The organism is Candidatus Kuenenia sp., from assembly GCF_027493735.1.
Classification (GTDB): domain Bacteria; phylum Planctomycetota; class Brocadiia; order Brocadiales; family Brocadiaceae; genus Kuenenia; species Kuenenia stuttgartiensis_A.
Genome location: NZ_JAOSKF010000021.1, coordinates 12277 through 30273 on the forward strand (window position 1 = coordinate 12277; position 17997 = coordinate 30273).

Annotated in this window: 14 protein-coding genes; 5 read left to right on the forward strand and 9 right to left on the reverse strand. The window is 39.2% G+C overall.

Annotation, left to right across the window (positions count from 1 at the left end; genetic code table 11):
* Positions 1 to 231: 231 nt before the first annotated feature.
* Entirely contained in the window at positions 232 to 654 is a 423-nt protein-coding gene (locus M5U24_RS14005) for an ATP-binding protein (RefSeq protein ID WP_099325835.1), read from the reverse strand.
* A gap of 460 nt (positions 655 to 1114) precedes the next feature.
* Positions 1115 to 1597: an NYN domain-containing protein gene (locus tag M5U24_RS14010; RefSeq protein WP_157820616.1), complete on the reverse strand. Its 483-nt coding sequence runs from the start codon at positions 1595 to 1597 to the stop codon at positions 1115 to 1117.
* Positions 1598 to 1847: 250 nt separating this feature from the next.
* Here M5U24_RS14010 and M5U24_RS14015 point away from each other — a divergent pair, with 250 nt between their 5' ends.
* Both M5U24_RS14015 and M5U24_RS14020 read left to right on the forward strand, forming a co-directional pair.
* On the forward strand, positions 1848 to 2609 hold the full coding sequence (locus M5U24_RS14015; RefSeq protein WP_099325837.1) for a hypothetical protein: 762 nt from the start codon (positions 1848 to 1850) through the stop codon (positions 2607 to 2609).
* Positions 2603 to 3271: an ISAzo13 family transposase gene (locus M5U24_RS14020; protein WP_099325838.1), complete on the forward strand. Its 669-nt coding sequence runs from the start codon at positions 2603 to 2605 to the stop codon at positions 3269 to 3271. Before M5U24_RS14015 ends, M5U24_RS14020 begins: the two co-directional genes overlap by 7 nt.
* A gap of 440 nt (positions 3272 to 3711) precedes the next feature.
* Here M5U24_RS14020 and ltrA read toward each other — a convergent pair whose 3' ends face one another.
* The 5 genes from ltrA to M5U24_RS14045 all read right to left on the reverse strand — a co-directional run bounded on the left by ltrA (position 3712) and on the right by M5U24_RS14045 (position 11110).
* Entirely contained in the window at positions 3712 to 4608 is an 897-nt protein-coding gene (ltrA, locus tag M5U24_RS14025; RefSeq protein ID WP_099323530.1) for a group II intron reverse transcriptase/maturase, read from the reverse strand.
* Positions 4609 to 5240: 632 nt separating this feature from the next.
* Positions 5241 to 6971, reverse strand: a complete 1731-nt coding sequence (locus tag M5U24_RS14030; protein WP_099325840.1) for a hypothetical protein — start codon at positions 6969 to 6971, stop codon at positions 5241 to 5243.
* Between the two features lie 490 nt (positions 6972 to 7461).
* Complete coding sequence (locus M5U24_RS14035; protein ID WP_099325841.1) at positions 7462 to 9447, reverse strand: DUF3732 domain-containing protein; 1986 nt, start codon at positions 9445 to 9447, stop codon at positions 7462 to 7464.
* Complete coding sequence (locus tag M5U24_RS14040; protein ID WP_099325842.1) at positions 9447 to 9950, reverse strand: three component ABC system middle component; 504 nt, start codon at positions 9948 to 9950, stop codon at positions 9447 to 9449. The genes M5U24_RS14035 and M5U24_RS14040 overlap by 1 nt, the downstream gene beginning before the upstream one ends.
* 2 nt (positions 9951 to 9952) lie before the next feature.
* Positions 9953 to 11110: an ABC-three component system protein gene (locus M5U24_RS14045; protein ID WP_157820617.1), complete on the reverse strand. Its 1158-nt coding sequence runs from the start codon at positions 11108 to 11110 to the stop codon at positions 9953 to 9955.
* A gap of 417 nt (positions 11111 to 11527) precedes the next feature.
* Between M5U24_RS14045 and M5U24_RS14050 the strand changes: the two genes are divergently transcribed.
* Positions 11528 to 11674, forward strand: a complete 147-nt coding sequence (locus tag M5U24_RS14050) for a hypothetical protein (RefSeq protein ID WP_157820618.1) — start codon at positions 11528 to 11530, stop codon at positions 11672 to 11674.
* A gap of 216 nt (positions 11675 to 11890) precedes the next feature.
* On the opposite strand, the gene pgi is transcribed toward M5U24_RS14050, so the two are convergent.
* Positions 11891 to 13540 (reverse strand): glucose-6-phosphate isomerase, encoded by a 1650-nt coding sequence (gene pgi / locus M5U24_RS14055; RefSeq protein ID WP_099325844.1) that lies wholly within the window; start codon positions 13538 to 13540, stop codon positions 11891 to 11893.
* Between the two features lie 34 nt (positions 13541 to 13574).
* Complete coding sequence (locus M5U24_RS14060) at positions 13575 to 13877, reverse strand: hypothetical protein (RefSeq protein WP_099325845.1); 303 nt, start codon at positions 13875 to 13877, stop codon at positions 13575 to 13577.
* Between the two features lie 738 nt (positions 13878 to 14615).
* Between M5U24_RS14060 and M5U24_RS14065 the strand changes: the two genes are divergently transcribed.
* The gene (locus M5U24_RS14065; protein ID WP_197705206.1) at positions 14616 to 15692 is read left to right on the forward strand and encodes a cytochrome-c peroxidase; all 1077 of its coding nucleotides are present in this window, start codon (positions 14616 to 14618) and stop codon (positions 15690 to 15692) included.
* A gap of 1194 nt (positions 15693 to 16886) precedes the next feature.
* Positions 16887 to 17972, forward strand: coding sequence for an efflux RND transporter periplasmic adaptor subunit (locus M5U24_RS14070; protein ID WP_099325847.1), 1086 nt, complete (start codon positions 16887 to 16889; stop codon positions 17970 to 17972).
* The last annotated feature ends 25 nt before the right edge of the window (positions 17973 to 17997 follow it).

The following is a 17997-nucleotide window of genomic DNA, read 5'->3' on the forward strand; positions in this document are numbered from 1 at the left end:
GGCTTCACCCTCTGCTATATCCTTACGGCCTTTCGGGCCTATAAGAACACCTTTGTTTCGAGTAATTGCTCTCAGATAAACCCTGCGGCATTTTACAAATTACGGTTTAGGATTTCAGATTTACGCCATTTTCAATCTAAAATAACAAATATTTTACAAGGTGAAATATTTTTGAAATAAACTAAATCAAGGGTTCAGGTTGCAAACACGTAAGAGTTTGAAACTTAAACCCTAACTAGGGAATAAAAAAGGTGTGAGATAAGTGTCACCATTTTGGCGCTTGAGAGGAAGGGATGTATTACCAGAAATGATAACGTCTTGAAAGCTGATAGTTGACGGATACAGGTAATTTACCACCTTATTATGGAGAAACTTCTTTAGAGATTCGGAGTCTTCAACACCACAAAACTCACCCGCGATCTTATACCCCTGCGGAGACTTAATTTCTTCCACTCCAACAAGAAGGCACCCTCCCCATGTGTTTGCAAACTGAGCTATATCTCTGGCAGTTTCTTTTGCACTATTCGGGTTTTTCAAGGGAATCTCTTTTTTAAAATCCAATATGATAGATTCATGAGTTTTACCGAGTATGATGTATTTCTGAATATCATCCCACGAACGGATAGATAATGGCTTCTGATATTTAAGTTGCATGGATCGGTGGCTCCATTTCAAGGTTCCTCTGCATTAATACGAAACTTAAGGGACGTAAGAGACCATTCACCGAAAATCTGTATATATCAATATCTTCATATTTACTAACTATTCCTAAAATATTTTGCAGATATTATAACAAATTTTTAGATAAGTTGAAATCATCGTATGATAAATACGATTACCTAATTTTGATATTTGAAATCATTTTCTTTCAATCTTTATCTCTGATTATCTGCTTTATATACTTTTATATATCGATCTTCCATACATGATAGCTTCTTATGTACTCTTTCTAAAAGCTGCACGTCTTTTTGTTGTGTAACGAAATATATTCCAGTGCCTTTGGATTTACCACACTCACCTTTTCCCATAATTCTGGTGACAGGGTAGTTTTTTGACTCCTCGTATACCCATAACCTCCGCCATCACGTCTAAACGGTTTCTCTGTAGTTTTAGGTTATTGTTTGTTTTTATGCATTGTACTTAGAATATTATCTATAAATTTCTTGTCATTACTCGTGTTTACTTTTAACTCTATAAAATGATCAAATTCTACTTTTAAATGCTTTGATAATCCATTTTTGAAAAAACCGCCTCCAACTATTTGTCCATAGCGCTTAACATCTTTAACCAGTACAACATAATCTTCATCGCTTGTAATAAGAAAGCCAATATCAAAATTCTGGTTAAATGCATTAATTAACATTTCTCGGGTTAGAGCTATATCAACTCCTTTTTCTCGATCTCCGCGTTTCTTAAAAAGAACAGGTTCAAATCCTAAGCATCTCAATTCTGTTTTTAGATTATTACCAATGTCTTCACTTCCTTTATAAGAGGAGAACCAGTAACGTCTAATTGTTATAGTATTAACATAGGGAGTAAACTCATCACGTTGAAAAAAATTTGTTACAAATGCTTTTGTATATTTATCAATAATCACCTTGGAATATTCCAGAATTGCATTGGTAGGTTTCTCAACACAAGAAGGAACCTTAATTTCTTTGCTTAGGGAGCGACCACAAATAACATGGTATTGTATAGTACCAATAGTATCGTTGCAGTGTCTTTGTGTATGTCACGGTAATAGCCGTTACAACTAGTAAATATAGGCATTGACACCCTCCAGCCATTATGATAACATTAGGATTAAGTGGTATTTTATCCGGCGTATTAATCCTAATGGTGTCATTATGCGTTTAGCTAAGTATTCTCATCGCAAGCTCTTGGGACTATTCAGCAGGGATGTCGTTTTAACTCTGGACAGTATCAAAGAAGCTTTGGGAACGACTTCAAAAGCAACGGTTTTCAGGAAGCTAAAATCGCTCGGACATCGTGCGAGTTATTCCCATGCGGGCAAATACCATACACTGGATACACTTGCAAGCTATAATAAATATGGCATTTGGAGTTTCAATCAAATATATTTTTCTCAACAAGGAAGTCTTGTAGATACTCTCGAGGCCATCATTAATAAATCCCAGGAAGGTTATTTTGCCTCGGAGCTTCAAACGCTGGTACATGTGCGAGTCTTTAATGCACTGACTCAATTAGTGGTATCTGGAAGGGTCTTGCGCGAGCAGATTGCCGGAGAATATTTGTATATCTCCAAGGTGTTAGGTACGGATCAACTCGCCAGACGTAAACAGTCAATCATGTTGTGTGCTTGTAAGGAAGAAAAGGTATTAATTCCCGGCTTTGGGAGTGAAGTGGTTACGGATTGCCTGCAGACATTTCTTTCCATACTTGATGAAAGGCAGAAACGGCTTTATCTTGGTTTAGAATCAATGAAACTGGGACATGGCGGCGATTTAAGACTTTCACAGCTAACCGGCATAAATGTAAAAACAATTGCCAAGGGGCGTCGGGAACTTTCGAGTAAGAACATTACACCGGGACGGATACGTAAGGTTGGTGCAGGTCGTTCTTCGATTAAAAAAAAACTGATGTGGTAAAACTTCTTGAAGAATTGATGGAGGGCGATACTGCAGGAGACCCAATGGGTAAAGGAAAAATATGGACGAGAAGAAGCACACGTACTCTAAAAAAAGAATGCGGTGATAGAGGTGTAAGCGTATGTGCAACAACAGTTAGCAGGCTTCTTAAGGACATGGATTATTCTCTGAGAGTAAATCGCAAAACGATAGCAGAGACACGTCATCCGGACCGTAATAGACAGTTTGAAATTATTAATGAGACAAAAAAGTATTTTGAAGATTCTGGTCAGCCAATAATCAGTGTTGACAGTAAGAAAAAGGAATTGATAGGTAATTTCAGAAATGAGGGCAAGGCGTGGACAAAAATAGTAAATGAAGTTTTGGCCCATGATTTTCGTTCTCAGGCAATTGGTGTTGGATGTCCGTTTGGTATCTATGAATTGCTGACTAATTTAGGGACAGTTATTGTTGGTACGTCCTATGACACACCGGAATTTGCAGTCGAGTCAATTAAGATTTGGCTGGATGAATTTGGTTGGAAGAGGTATCCATGCGCAAAAGAACTCCTTATTCTTTGTGACGCAGGAGGGAGCAACGGATTTCGTCCCCGGTTGTGGAAATATGCGCTTTATCAAAATATTTGTAAAGTTTACGGACTCTCCATCAGGATTTGCCACTAGCTGGTAGGTTGGAGGCCATTAGCCTCCAACCCCCACTCGTCGCCAGATACTTTGGACAACGTGACAAAGCATCCTTTTTAAACCATACGTCTTTCTCGTAGTTAGCGACCCCGACGTGTTGCTCTATAACAGAGAAAAGTCAAACATCATGCTTTAGCACACGCCTTAAGAAATTCTCTTTCGAATGAGAGTAACCCCATTTTAAAGAATCGGTGAACAGGGAAACGCTTGTTGTCTGTTCTCCATTTTCTTGAGAACTTGAAACATCTCAGTCTCATGCGTACCCAACAGTCTAATGAGCGATATACCTTTTGTACATTGCCCAGCCGAAAATAGTTGACATGCCCACGAATTACAGGGTTTAATGTATCAACAATGGCTTGCAGATTGACGCCCTGTGTACGTCTGGTGATGTCTCTGATGTTGTTCCTTCGGCAGGCTCAGGACAGGCTCTTGAGTTTGTTCAGTGATTTCGTGCTTATACCCTTATACTTGCCCTTGAAATCGTATCCGAGAAACCTGAAACCTCTTTCGAAGTTGGTGAGCTTGGTTTTATCCTCGCTCAGCTTCATTCCAAGTTTCCCTGCAATGATTTCTTTGACATAGCTGAGGGCGGCTGGGAGTTCATCTTTTGTTTTAGTCATGACAACGAAATCATCGGCGTATCGGACAAACTTATATCCAGCCTTTTCAAGTTCCTTGTCGATGATGTCACCGATAAGGTTTGCAAGCAAAGGGGAAATGACGCCTCCTTGCGGAGTGCCTTTGTTTGTCTCGTGCACGATGCCGTCCTCCATGACCCCTGCTTTGAGCATGTTCTCAATACTGTTCAAAACCCATCCATCAGCAATTTTCTCACGTAAGGAGTCCATAATAAGCTTATGGGGTATGGTGTCATAGAATGCCATTATATCGGCATCAAGGACGCTGGTATACCCTTCCTGCTTATACTGTTCAAGCCGTTTGATAGCATCGTGACAGCATCTGTCAGGGCGAAATCCAAAGCTGTTATCTGAGAATCCTTTCTCAAATATTGGCTCTATGATTTGCCTGAACGCCTGCTGTACAATCCTGTCCTTAACAATGGGAATGCCAAGAGGTCTCTTGTCATGCCTGCCTTTGGGGATGTATACCCGCAGGACAGGCGCAGGGTTGTATATGGCAGTCTTGAGTTCCTGATGGATACTCATGATATTCACATCAAGATTGGACTCAAATTGCTTAATACTTACCCTGTCAAGACCAGCTTTGCCTTTATTCTTCTTTACGTGTTTGAAAGCAGCATAAAGGTTTTTCAGACTAAACACCTTGTCTCTTAATGAATGATACTTAAGCATCTCTCGATATATTCCTTTCGATTGATTACGGATAATAGACTTGTCAATCGTGTTTCCTGGGTACGGATTCTCCCAAACATAGGCAAAAACAAGAGAGGCTCTTGTTACTGCTTACCTACGCAAAAGAGTTTCTTTTCTCATTGAACGTATTCAATCTGCCACTTTCATCAATTCCACTACGGTTATGCCCCTTTCATTTCCGATTCACACCGGAAACTATTATGAGCAATGCTGACGACTTCAAAGATAGACTTGTGAGAGAAGCTTGTCTATCACCATCTCATACAGCTCGGACTTCGGAATTTCCTTATACCTTGCTGTTAGGGAATTTTGCCCAAGACGTAAGTCCTCCCCCGGTCATATGGATTACCCCTTTTCCCTTCGTGATGTATGTTCAAACGCATTAACCAGAGATGGTTTTACTTAATCTGTTTATCCATCTCCAACAAAGGACATTGTCAGTGCTTCGCTGAGAAATGGCAGTTGGCACGGAATAACACGCCACACTCATACACCCCAAAAGGTCGTCTGTACCTCGTAACTCCGTCATACCCCTCACGGGTATATGCTATCTTTCTACGCATACGGATTGCTCCATTGTGTGCGCATAGGCACAAACTTCTCTACGAGGATTAGGCTCGCAGAGGTGGTATTTTCAACCACTCAGGTATTCCATACTTCAAGGCACTCATTAACTCAACGGTGAGTTCCGAAGGGAATGCTAGTTCGCGGTACTCAGCATAAATTTTTTCCGTTTGGCAGCGATCAGGTATTTCTAAAATTGGAGTAGCTAATTTATTTGCATCGGCATTGTTCTGTGATGCTGCAGCGTGGATATCCATATTATCAAAGAAGTAGTATTCTCCCGGATTTATTACTTCAAATTCACAATTACTTGTTTCTTTAGGATTGGTTTCAAGTTTTAAGCCATATACATAAAGATCTCCATCCATGTGAAGATAATGATTTTTCAGGTACTCCCGGACGTGTTTAGGCAAATTGTTTTGCCGTGCATCGTATATCATAAAACGAGCGCCGGAATTGCGATAATCTGAAATAATCTGTTCGGAGAAATATTTTTTATAGATTTCCATTTGTGCCAGGCCATTTTGGAAAAAATAGGTTGCCGGTTCTAAAAACATAGCGCCACCTGCATTATCAATAAAACGGTCATTGTCTGATGATATTTTTTCGAGTTTATCGAGTAATTTCAACTGATGCGTATTATTGGATTTTCCAGTAGTAAAAATTACCTGGTTATATATTACAAACAACATGCCCAGGCAAAAGATACTGCTTACGGCTATGTTTTTATACAAAGACAATTTTTGAGACAGACAATACATTCCCCGCAAGCTGCAAATGCCTAAAATAAAACAGGGGAAAACAAAGTTATAGGGATATTGGGCTTTTATCAGAAAAACAGAAATAATAGTGGAGAAACAAACAACAGACCAGAGCAGGTCTCGCTGATCTATCAAAAAATATACCGCTAAAAAGATAAGCACAAGCGTGGAAATCTTTGTCTGGTCTAAATAATTGTGAAGATAGGCTGAGAAATGTATTGCAGGGTATACTTGTTCGTGTTTTATGGCGTCAAAGAAGGTTAATTGAATCATTTTTGGCAACAGTCCAAAACACGCGCATAGAATGAGCATAATTCCAACAACTGAAACAAACCCGATAATAAGTGTTTTTGGATACGGCAAATGACAAGGCGAGTGTTCCTTCCGGAGATATCTTACATTCAGGTTGTTGATAAAAAGGATTATTAACGCAATGCCTCCATAGTAAACAAATTTCTGAGACATAAAGATCGCTATTCCAAACAAAATACCCGATAAGGCGGCGAGTGATCTTCGTTTCAATTGCCTGTTTGCGTCAATACAAAGTATTGAGATGGTTAAAAAAACTGCGCCGAAACAGTCTGTCCTATAATCTATGGATGAAAGAAGTCCAAATCCAACACTAAGCGGCACAATAGTGCCCAGCGAAGCATAAGAATATCTTTTAGTTACATGGTAAAAATAGAAAAACAGTGAAACAGAAAGCAACACCAAATAAGAAAATGATATTTTTCGTAAAAGAAGCGCCTTTTCCTGAAAATTGCCGTTATTAAGCTTTAGTATAAGGGAGTGTAAAAAATGACTAAATGGGGGATGATGTTCATAAAAATCGACATATGGTAATTTTCCCTGTGAAACAAGATGAGTCATGCAGCCATATTGATATTCATCAATGGTAAAATAACGTGTTTGGCCAAACCAATAAACATAGCAGATAAACAGGAAAGAGCTTATTGATAACAGGATGATTAATATCAATTGAAACTGCTTTTCACTTCGACCACTTAATTTATTCATTTAACCTTCCCATTTTAGCCGCCGTTACATCTTGAATAGTGAATTAGCTTTTCTAAATATTTTTTTTGTTTATGGTTCTTTGCTTAACTTCAACTTCAGGAGTTCTGAAGGTATTTCTCGTTTTCAACGAGAAATGATTTGAACCAACCATGAAACAAATGCTCGCTACGTATATGCCTAATGTTAAACCATCGTGTCTAGGTAACTCCCAGCTACTGTATGGATTTTAAAATATTCATGGACAATAAATGGTAGTGATTGCCCATGTGTAAATAAGTAAAGATGTCAACTGAAAATCTTGAAGACATTTCTCCATGTATTTCCCTAAACGCACTTATTAGCTTTATCCTCCCGGAAGATCACTTTTCGCTCATTTCTTGGCGATAGGACAGGATAAAAAGCACCTAAATATTCAATGCACAATGGCCTTGTCATGGCAGGGCATTATAATATGCCTCAAGATGTGACACCATTTTCCTCTTTTTCTTGTTCATTCAATCCATTCTGCTGGAATCAACTTTTTCCCATTTCGCCATTCCTCGACTTCATGGACACCTTCAATCCCACCATATATACTATTGTCTGCATGATCAAGAATGATGCTTTGCCATGCGCCTTCTTTATCTAAAACCGATTTGGCGAGAGTTTTGAACATGCTCTTTACTGCGGCAACATCTTCATCACCCTCATATTTAGGATCATTTTCCACATTCTCAACACCTCTCTTTACTTTGGGGAAATATACCTGGCTGGGTTGATCAAAAATTACGAAACTAGGAACACACGATGTCGCTTGCTCCAAAAAATATTCTTGCAAAGAACACATTAAAGCAATATGAAAAGACACCCAGTTTGAAGCACTACCAACTTCAGCAAGAAAATGCCAATGACCATCATCACTCAGTACTGAAATATTTAAATCTTTAACACTAAATTTAGGGGCAATCTTTCGATACTTATCCTCTACATCCAAAGACTTTAAATGGTTAAGAATCCCCTGAGAGATGTGGGCCGTTGCGTTGTCAATACGTCGTTGTACACCTTTGGGGTCGACCAAATTTATCAGACCTTTATATTCCTCTTGCAAGATGGATATATCTTTTTGAAACTCACCACCATCTGCAAGACTTTCAAATGTTTCCATAGATGCTTTTAAATGTCCAAGAAATAGAAACATATTTTTCCTGCGCTGAAATTCTTCCTGCGCTTTTTTATCCCGTGCCATCAACAAATCAAATCGTTTCTGATGCTTTTTCATTTGATCTAAAAGGTTCTTCAATTCAAATTCGATTCGCACTTCTTCTCTTGCAAATGAAGTAGGCACTGCCGCTACGCTTTTTGCTTCATCTTCATACTTCTTGAATGCAGAGGAAATCCTAAAAAATTCAGAGGTGCTATTGGGGTGTTCAGAACTCCCGCAGGCGAGACATCCCTGCGATTCTGATACTATATTTTCCAACCATTGTGAAATATGTAATCTATCGACCCTCTTTCGCACAGAATTCCCATAATCGAGCAAGCTAGATTTTAAGCGTTGAACATCATTAAGTCTTTTTTTGGAAACACCAATCTCTGCACTTATCCGTTCCTCTTCAAGTTCCAATTCTAAGACTTCTTTATTCGCCTTTTCGATATTTTCAAATTTTGTCTGCGAATGTTCAGGAATATGCTCAAAGATACGTTTTGCCGCCGCTAACAAGTCTTCTGGGCTAGTCGCATCTGAAACATCTTCTTCCAGTATTCCATATTCCTTTGCTACTTTTATATGACCAAGCATATTAGCCATCCAGGAAGCAGATATTGCCTTAGATTTTTCAAACTCTCTCCTCAATTGGTTGAGCCGCTTTTCGACAATCTGAAGACGTTGTCTTGCCGTTAAAATTTCAATATTCTCTGCACCCAAGATGAAAGGAAACCAATTCCGCAACCGTTCCCGATGTTCATGTGCATGAGTTTTATAAAACAGTATGTTTTGATTGGCCACAATGTCCTGGTTTTGAAAAACCAATGCCATCAGATCTCGAAACCCTAATCGAGCTTGATAAGCTCTTTCCCCATCCCCACCATCCAAGGGAAGATAGGGCACAGATGAAATGGTGTTCAAAATATGCTTTACTCCGTCAGTGTTTTCGTTTGCCTTTTTGATTGCAGGAGGAATGCTTACTATGGATCCACGCAAAAGATAAAAATCATTTGAAACTTTATTGCCAAGAGGGATTTTTCGGGAAATCAGAATTTGTTCTGTTTCTGTTTGGAAAACAACCCCATACCAAGATGCATAATTACGAATAGTATCTATAGGTATAAAACAATCACTTGAAGCTAAACAATAATCAATAATTGGAATAATCGCAGATTTCCCTGTACGTGACGCCCCTGTTATGACGTTCACTTTTCCCGGTTTAAAGTCTACAATTCTTGGCGGAAATTCATCAGACCTTGGCCAAACGATTAATTTTAATAGTTGAAATTTCATCAGAATACCACCTTAAGATAAGCTGCAATAGTAGGCAGGTCGTGTTTAGAAAACCACTTCCCAAGAATCTCAGCCTTATTCCCATCATCCCTGATTTGCCCTTTCAAAGTTTTTTTGCGACCAGGGAGTTGTGTTAAATTGCGAGGATACAATTTGCCACTATCAGCATCCCAGACCATTAATCCTTCAGCAATAGCAATATCAATTGCCGCCAAGGTATACTCACGCTTCTCTCTTGCCCGCTCCTGTATGGTTAACAATATGTCTGAGTCTTTTGAGACTTCAAAGCTACGAGCAAATGATTGTAGATCGTTTCTTTTATTGCTTATTGGTTTAAGAAGTGTCTTATTCGTCAGTATGGCACTAGCCACAAAATGTAACAGCCCAATTGGAGCATCCCCGTGCGGATGTCCATTGCAGTATCCTTGAGTAAACCTCCAAAGCAAATAGGCACCTACCAGAGGAGTGTTCCAGAGTTTTACTTCCTCCACTAATTGTCCCATAATCAATCCTCCTTTTGTTTTGGAAATAGTTTTTCCCAATTAGGATGCCAGCCAAGAACTGGTTTATTAGTCAGAGCATGATATGTCCCAGCGATCGTTGAGCATGGGGGCGACATATCTCTGATTGTTTCCGCCCTTGACTTACAATCTCTGAAAAGCAATTGTCCTTTATCTTCTTCACTTAAACTTTTTTCAGTAATGTCTATTCTTATTCTTTGGTTTTTCCAAAAGTTATTTAACTTTGTCTCAAAATCAGAAGCAATATCTTCGTCAATGATGCCGCTCTCTATCCACCGTTCACGATTTACATCTGCTCTCAAAAAATCTGACACTGCCTCTAATATATCATCATCAGTAGTGCCGATTACATCAAGCTGTTTCAGATATACCGGACGAACTTTTACCTGGCTTTGGATATCTTCGTCCTTTAGAGGATACTGCAATGTAAAATCAACAAGTTCTCGACAACGAGCACGATTAAACAGAACTAAAAACTGTTGATCAAATTTTTCCCAACTTATGATTGCTAGTTCCCGTGCTGCAATTTTTTCAGTGATTACTTTCTGTAACCAACCACTGATTTGATCCATAAGAAATTCAATTTGGCTTACTGGAACATGCTTGCGCCGAATTTCGTAGCGCACGTTATCATAACCAGTGTCACTTCCGATTTGAAGCTCAAATCTTTCCACAACTTTTACCAGCAAAGACTCGTTTTGATTAACCACTAAATCATAGTATTCCCAAATATCATGGTCCTTTTTTATATCATTAAGCACTTTTTTTGCGTCATCAATTGCAGATTGCGCTTCCTTTTGGTTTCGCGCAGAACTAAATTTATCGACAATACCGCTTCTTCCAGACTGATTACAATACAGGATAAATTTTGTTTTTCCTACACCTAGGTTTCTACTTGTGATTGCTTTTATCCAATTTGAAAATGTTTTCCACAAATCGGTCGATTTGTCGGTCAGGGGATTTCCAACTATTGAAGATTTGTCTTCCTCGGTAATTACCCCTCCATCTGGTTTAAGAGTTGCTACATCGCCCCGAACTTCAACACAAACAGCATCGCCTGGGCCACTCCTAAGAAGGTGGTACAATGCACGTGGAAACTGAATTGTATACCCTAGTAACTGACCTGGTGCATTTGATTTCATTCGTATCCGCCTATTAGCATTCCAGAGAAGTCGCTGTCGTTTCACGAAGGTTGACCTATAGAGAAGGGCGCATTCCCAAATATTTGTAGATCCCCCATCCTTGTTCTCGATCTCCTCAGACTGGGTCAAATGGGCAATTTTCCTCTATTTCGAGATATGCATTTCCTACTTTAATGGAAAAACAGTAATAAATAGGGCATGAAACAGGTAAAATATAAGGAGTTGCCACCACTTTTGAGATAACAAAGTTCATTTGACCCAGTCTGTGCGCGCCTTGCCTACAAGGAAAATGTTTTGTGCCTGTTATATAACAGGCACACGTGAATATCTTTTTCAAAAAACAAAACTAATACAGAATCCTTAATTTTATTGAGTTTTTTCAAAAAACTAAAATCTTACCAATTGTAAAGGAAGCTCATGCTTTCTATTTTAGAAGCAGAGCTTCTAAAGCAATTACGTTCCAAAGCTGGAGCTTTGGAACGAGTTGTGATCCTATTTTTAAATTTACAAATATTTGGAAATGCTTCTCATAGAGAATTAGGGAAAGCCGATGTCACATTTTGAATAGTGAATTAATTTTGGTTAATATTTTTTTTATTTGCGGTTCTTTTGCTCAACTAAACCTTTATATTACTTACTTGTTTGCTGACAGAAGAATAACCATGATTAAATATTTTTGCAATTTCATTATTTTCAAATTTAGAAATTCGGTTTCCTCCATTAAATATTTTGCCAAAAAGTGCAAAGAAATACCTTTTAGGGTACTATGCGTGAACTATATTACCTCATTTCCTTATAGGCATTAATCAAACCGTTTGTTGACGAATCATGAGTGGCTATCGGTTTGTTATCCGTTAATTCCGGTAATATTTTTTTTGCGAGTTGTTTTCCTAACTCAACCCCCCATTGATCAAAACTAAAAATGTTCCAGATAACACCCTGTACAAATATTTTGTGTTCATACAGGGCGATTAAACTGCCTAATACTGTGGGGGTTAGTTTTTTGAAGAGTATGGAATTGGTGGGTCTGTTTCCTTCAAATACCTTATGCGGGGCTAACCTTTGTATTTCATTATCACTCTTGCATTCCTTCTTTAATTCTTCGAGGACTTCATCTCTTGTTTTTCCTTTTAAAAGCGCCTCCGTCTGTGCGAAAAAGTTTGATAAAAGAATGTTATGGTGTTCTCCAAGAGGGTTATGGCTGATTGCAGGTGCTAGAAAATCAGCAGGGATTAATTTTGTACCCTGATGGATTAACTGATAAAAGGCGTGTTGTCCGTTTGTCCCCGGCTCGCCCCAAATAACGGGTCCTGTCTGATAATTTACCTTATCGCCGCTCCGGTCTGTAGATTTCCCGTTACTTTCCATATTGCCTTGCTGGAAGTATGCGGGGAACCGGTGCATGTATTGGTCGTAGGGCAGAATAGCCTCTGTTTGTGCGCCAAAGAAATTGTTGTACCATATCCCGATAAGCGCAAGTATTACAGGAATGTTTTTTTCAAACGGAGCAGTTCTGAAATGGTTATCCATTTCAAAGGCGCCGTGCAGCAATTCACTAAAATTTTCATAACCGATAAAACAGGCTATAGACAAGCCAATTGCCGACCAGAGCGAATAACGGCCCCCAACCCAGTCCCAGAATACAAACATGTTGTCCCTGTGAATGCCAAACGCTTCCACCTTTTCCGTATTTGTTGAAATTGCAACGAAATGCCTTGCAACATGTGCGTGATCTTTTGCGCATTGTAAAAACCACTCCCTTGCGGAGAACGCATTGGTCATTGTCTCCTGTGTTGTAAATGTCTTGGATGCAATCATGAACAGGGTAGTTTCAGGATTCAGTGTTTTTAGTGTTTCCACAATATGCGTGCCGTCTATGTTTGAAACGAAATGAACCGATAGACCTTTTTTGGCATAGGGACGCAAACATTCTGTGACCATTACCGGTCCTAAATCAGAACCCCCAATGCCAATATTTACAATGTCAGTAATCTTCCTGCCGGAAAATCCTTTCCACTCTCCGGAAATGACATTGCGCGAAAATGCTTCCATCTTCTTTAGCACCGCATTTACCTGTGGCATTACGTTTTTGCCGTCAGCATAGATGGGTGTATTTTCTCTGTTTCGTAAGGCGGTATGCAAAACGGCGCGATTCTCCGTTTCATTTATTGCATTGCCGGAAAACATTTTTTCGATAGCGTCTTCGAGTCCGGTTTCTCTTGCAAGAGCGATAAGGTGTCTTAAGGTTTCGTCCGTTATGATATTTTTGGAATAGTCAACAAGTATGTCGTTAAATCTAATGGAAAATTTTTTAAATCTGTCAGGGTCTTTAGCAAAAAGCGTTTTCATGTGAATATGCTGAATATCTTTGAAATGTTCAGCGAGGCTGTTCCAGCTTTTTGTCTTTATCGGGTTGATTTTGTTTAACATAATTACATCTCCTTAAAGCTCCAATAGGGGTATTCTAACTGATAAGTGGCAATTTTGCCCGGATTGTTTTCGCGGCTGGCAACCAGCCATAAAAAGCTCTTTTTATCCAATGAAGATGCTGGACCAGGGTGTTCCACTCGTGAATTAAGAACATGGCATTGTCTGCGCTGTATTCTATATCTCCTGATTCCTTGAAGCCTAATCTTGTAGCTAGTTCATGCGCCGAAAGGTATGCCTCCGGTGTGTTGTTTACCACAATAAAAATATAGTTTATGTAGGCAAACCGTTCCGGACTCAGATGCTCTAAATCCGTCGCATCTTCTTTAACTATAGTCAAAAGCGTATTGATAGGGGGGACTTCCCGTTTTTCTCTCTAAAAAGAGGGTGGCAGCGGAGCTGACGGGATGTTTATTAAACGCCGGGTTACCAGGAATTTCCAAAATCTGATTTCTTTGACTATAAATATACGGTTCGTCATACGTAAAACAACCCCCTTCCTCCCCTTTTTAAGGGGGGACTTTTGCTGCTGGTAATGCCAATATGAATATTTTTGTGTGGGGGATATTAAATCAGAAAGGTTAAAGATAGCAAGTTTTTAATTCTTCCGGCTTCGCCAAATACTATAGTATACGCACAAATGATTCTTCCCTTGTCTCTTTATTCTGTATTTTGGTTCATCTTATTTGTTTATTTAAATACCCAAATTCCAAGCTCAATTTATACACTACAAATTATAAAGAGCAATAAAGTAAGATAAATCAATGTCTTTTCGACTAATTGAATTATGTATAGTGTATATTGTATACACTACACGAATAGTTTATGTTTTTATTAAAGGAAGCGAAAACTATTGAATATACAGGCTTTCCGCATATATATTCAATGTAGTGTATAAAATTAGCTTCGAAGTCAGGTAAATAGTGACGTAACTAATTTATGAATACAAATAAATGCTGTTGACAATTTTGCATTTGATAAATATTATTAAATAAAAATCGTTGTAGGTAACATGGGATTATGTTGTTATGGATCACTTAATGGCTACGTTTTCATTACACACGAAAAAGGATGATATATGAAGATTACTAGATTTGCTACCATGTGTTGTTTGTTGGCATTTGCTGCTATTACCTTTGTATTACCTGTACTGGTTTCTGCGGAGGAACCGCCCCGGAATATCGGCTATGGCAGAGGCGGAAGAATGCAGGGAGGCGCTGTATCTTCACGGTCAAAAGAACCCATCAAGCCGATCCCGATTAATTTTGACGATAACAGGGCAAAGACGGATTTAGGGAAAAAGTTATTCTTTGAACCAAGGTTGTCTAAATCCGAATGGATTACGTGCAATTCCTGCCACAATCTTTCTACGGGCGGTACGGATAATCTGCCGACTTCTATTGGACATAAATGGACGCTTGGTCCTATAAATTCACCAACCGTCCTGAACTCAAAATTTAATCTGGCGCAATTCTGGGATGGACGCGCCAAGGATTTGAAGGAGCAGGCAAAAGGCCCTATCGCCAATCCTATGGAAATGGCTTCGAACTATCAACTTGCGGTAGATGTATTGCAATCGATCCCGGAATATGTGGGGTGGTTTAAGGATGTCTATGGAGAGGGAAAGATTACTATAGATAACGTTGCGGATGCCATCGCAGCATTTGAAGAAACGCTGACTACTCCAAACTCACGGTTCGATTCATGGCTAAACGGTTATGACGAAAAAATCACCGCTGAGGAAAAGGCGGGGTACGACCTTTTTAAGGAAAAAGGATGCATAGGCTGCCATAACGGATTCGGGGTGGGAGGAAACTCTTTTGAGAAATTTGGCATTGCAAAACCCTATGACAAAGACACCCAGACGCTCGGACGCTATAACGTGACAAAGGATGAGAATGATAAATACGTTTTCAAGGTGCCGCTGCTCAGAAATATTGAGCTCACAGCGCCCTATTTTCATGATGCAAGCACGTGGAGTTTGAGTGAGGCGGTGAATGTGATGGCGGAATATCAGTTAGGCATAAAACTTACTGAAAATGAAACAAGCAGGATTGTTGCGTTTCTCAAAACACTGACCGGTGATCAACCCGAACTTATTTATCCCATTTTGCCACCTTCAAGCGCAAATACACCGCAACCAAACCGGAATTGAGGGCATTGGCGGAAGAAACAAGAATATCCTCCATTTTTGTCCAGTTGTATATGGATGGTCTCACAGGTCATTATGAGCAATTCTTTAGGGTCATCCGGAAACAATGCCAGGCACTCGACGGGTCTCCACTACGCTCCAATAACGGTACATTTTGCCATCCTTTATCCTTGATTTCGCTCGTAAAAGCATGAAAGCATTTTCTCCGTTTTTATTGGACTCGTCAAGAGGGTCGGTAGGCACTACAGCGCATTTTGAAAACCTACTTTAGCAAAATCAAGGGTTTCAAGGCGATATATGTCTAAAAATCATCGTTTTTCGGTGCGAATTGCGAAAGTCGGGTTAACAGGGAGATTGTATCAAGCTTGTCCTCGCAGTATTTCAGCGGGGAAAGATATGTGAAATCGATCCATTATGTTGTCCAAAATGTAGCTGTGAGATGAAAGTCATCCGTTTCATTACCGTCGTTTCATTACCGTGCATAATTTTAAAAAATAGTTGAATTGTGAGAATATTTTACTACACTCATGAAAATAATTTTATTTACACTTTTAGTAAAAGCCACTGTTGCATATTTATGGATAAACAATTCTCAAAAATAATTCTTTCATTAATTTTTATAAGTAGCACTCTCTGCTTTTTTGGATTTGGAGAGTCTTTTACCTTTAATACTCAGTCAAATCATCATCAAGTTGAGATTTCGCTTGATTCACATCTGGATAGCTTTTCCGGTTTTATTGTTAGTGACCACAGTGATCCTCTGAACATCTATTTCACATCTTTTCCTGGAGACGAATGTGGACTGGAAGAAAAAAAAGCGAAAAAGAAACGAGAGAATCTTCGAGGATATTATTCCAACGAGGAGCAATTAACACATAATGTAAATGCACCATCGTTCCGGTCTGTCCCCTTATCAACGTGCTACCTTTACCATTCCTCCCTTTACCTTCTTTTTGAAGTATTCCTACTTTGATTCTTTCTGAATCAAGGAGCCTTTGCTACTTGGCGTTTAATTAATTTACTTACTGCTTAAAGCGCTACATTTAGTATGTGGACGCATCGGTGATGTAAACAGGTTAAGCTGGTTTTCAAGTTGAGGCTCTATCTACCCTTTTTGCTTACAAACTCAGCACAAAATATACCCGTTTTAATTTTCTAATTGTTTAATAATAAAGATTTTCAATGTCTGGAGTATTGATGAAAAGAATGCTCATACTCGTAAGCCTGATTGCTTTGTTATGCCATGCAGGCTGTGGAACAGAACACGAAGAACATAAAAAAGAGGAAGTCAAATTTCTGGTTACCAGCCCGTTGAGAAAAGACACTTCCCTCACCACGGAGTACGTATGCCAAATCCATGCCATACAACATATTGAAATAAGAACGTTCGAAAGAGGCTACTTAAATAAGATTTTTGTGGATGAAGGGCAGTTGGTCAGGAAAGGGCAGCTTATGTTCCAGGTCCTGCCCGTCATATACCGTGCCGAATTTCACAAAGCACAGGCCGAAGCAAAGGGGGCAGAAATTGAATACTTAAATACAAAATCGCTTGCAGACAACAATATAGTATCTCCTAATGAATTGGCACTGGCTAAGGCCAGATTTGATAAAGCAAAGGCTGAACAGGCATTGGCTAAGGCACGCTTAGGGTTTACGGATATCAGAGCTCCCTTTAATGGTTTGATGGATCACTTCCATGTAAGGCTTGGAAGCCTTTTGGATGAAGGCGAACTGCTTACCACTTTATCGGATAACAGTGAAATGTGGGTGTATTTCAATGTGCCGGAAGCGGAATATTTGGATTACAAAACAAAGATAAATAAAGACAACCAGGTACAAGTAAAGTTACTAATGGCAAATAATCAGCTTTTTGAATACCCCGGAGTGGTTACCACCATTGAAGCCGATTTTAACAACGAAACAGGTAATATTGCTTTCAGGGCAACATTCCCCAACCCGGAAGGGCTGTTAAGGCATGGAGAAACAGGTAATATCCTAATGACCAAACCGCTCGAAAACGCACTGCTGATTCCGCAGAAAGCCACTTTTGAGATCATGGATAAGAAATATGTTTTTGTGATAGATGAAAACAATGTAGTAAGAACAAGGCACATTACCATAGGAGCGGAAATGCCACACCTATTTGTGGTAAAAGAAGGTTTAACTGAAAACGATAAGATACTTTTAGAAGGCTTGCGTAAAGTAAGAGATAAGGAAGAAATAACTTATGAATTTATGGATCCAGATTCGGTAATGGCACATCTGGATTTATATGCAGAATAATGTAAGTATTAGAAAAGAGAAGAAA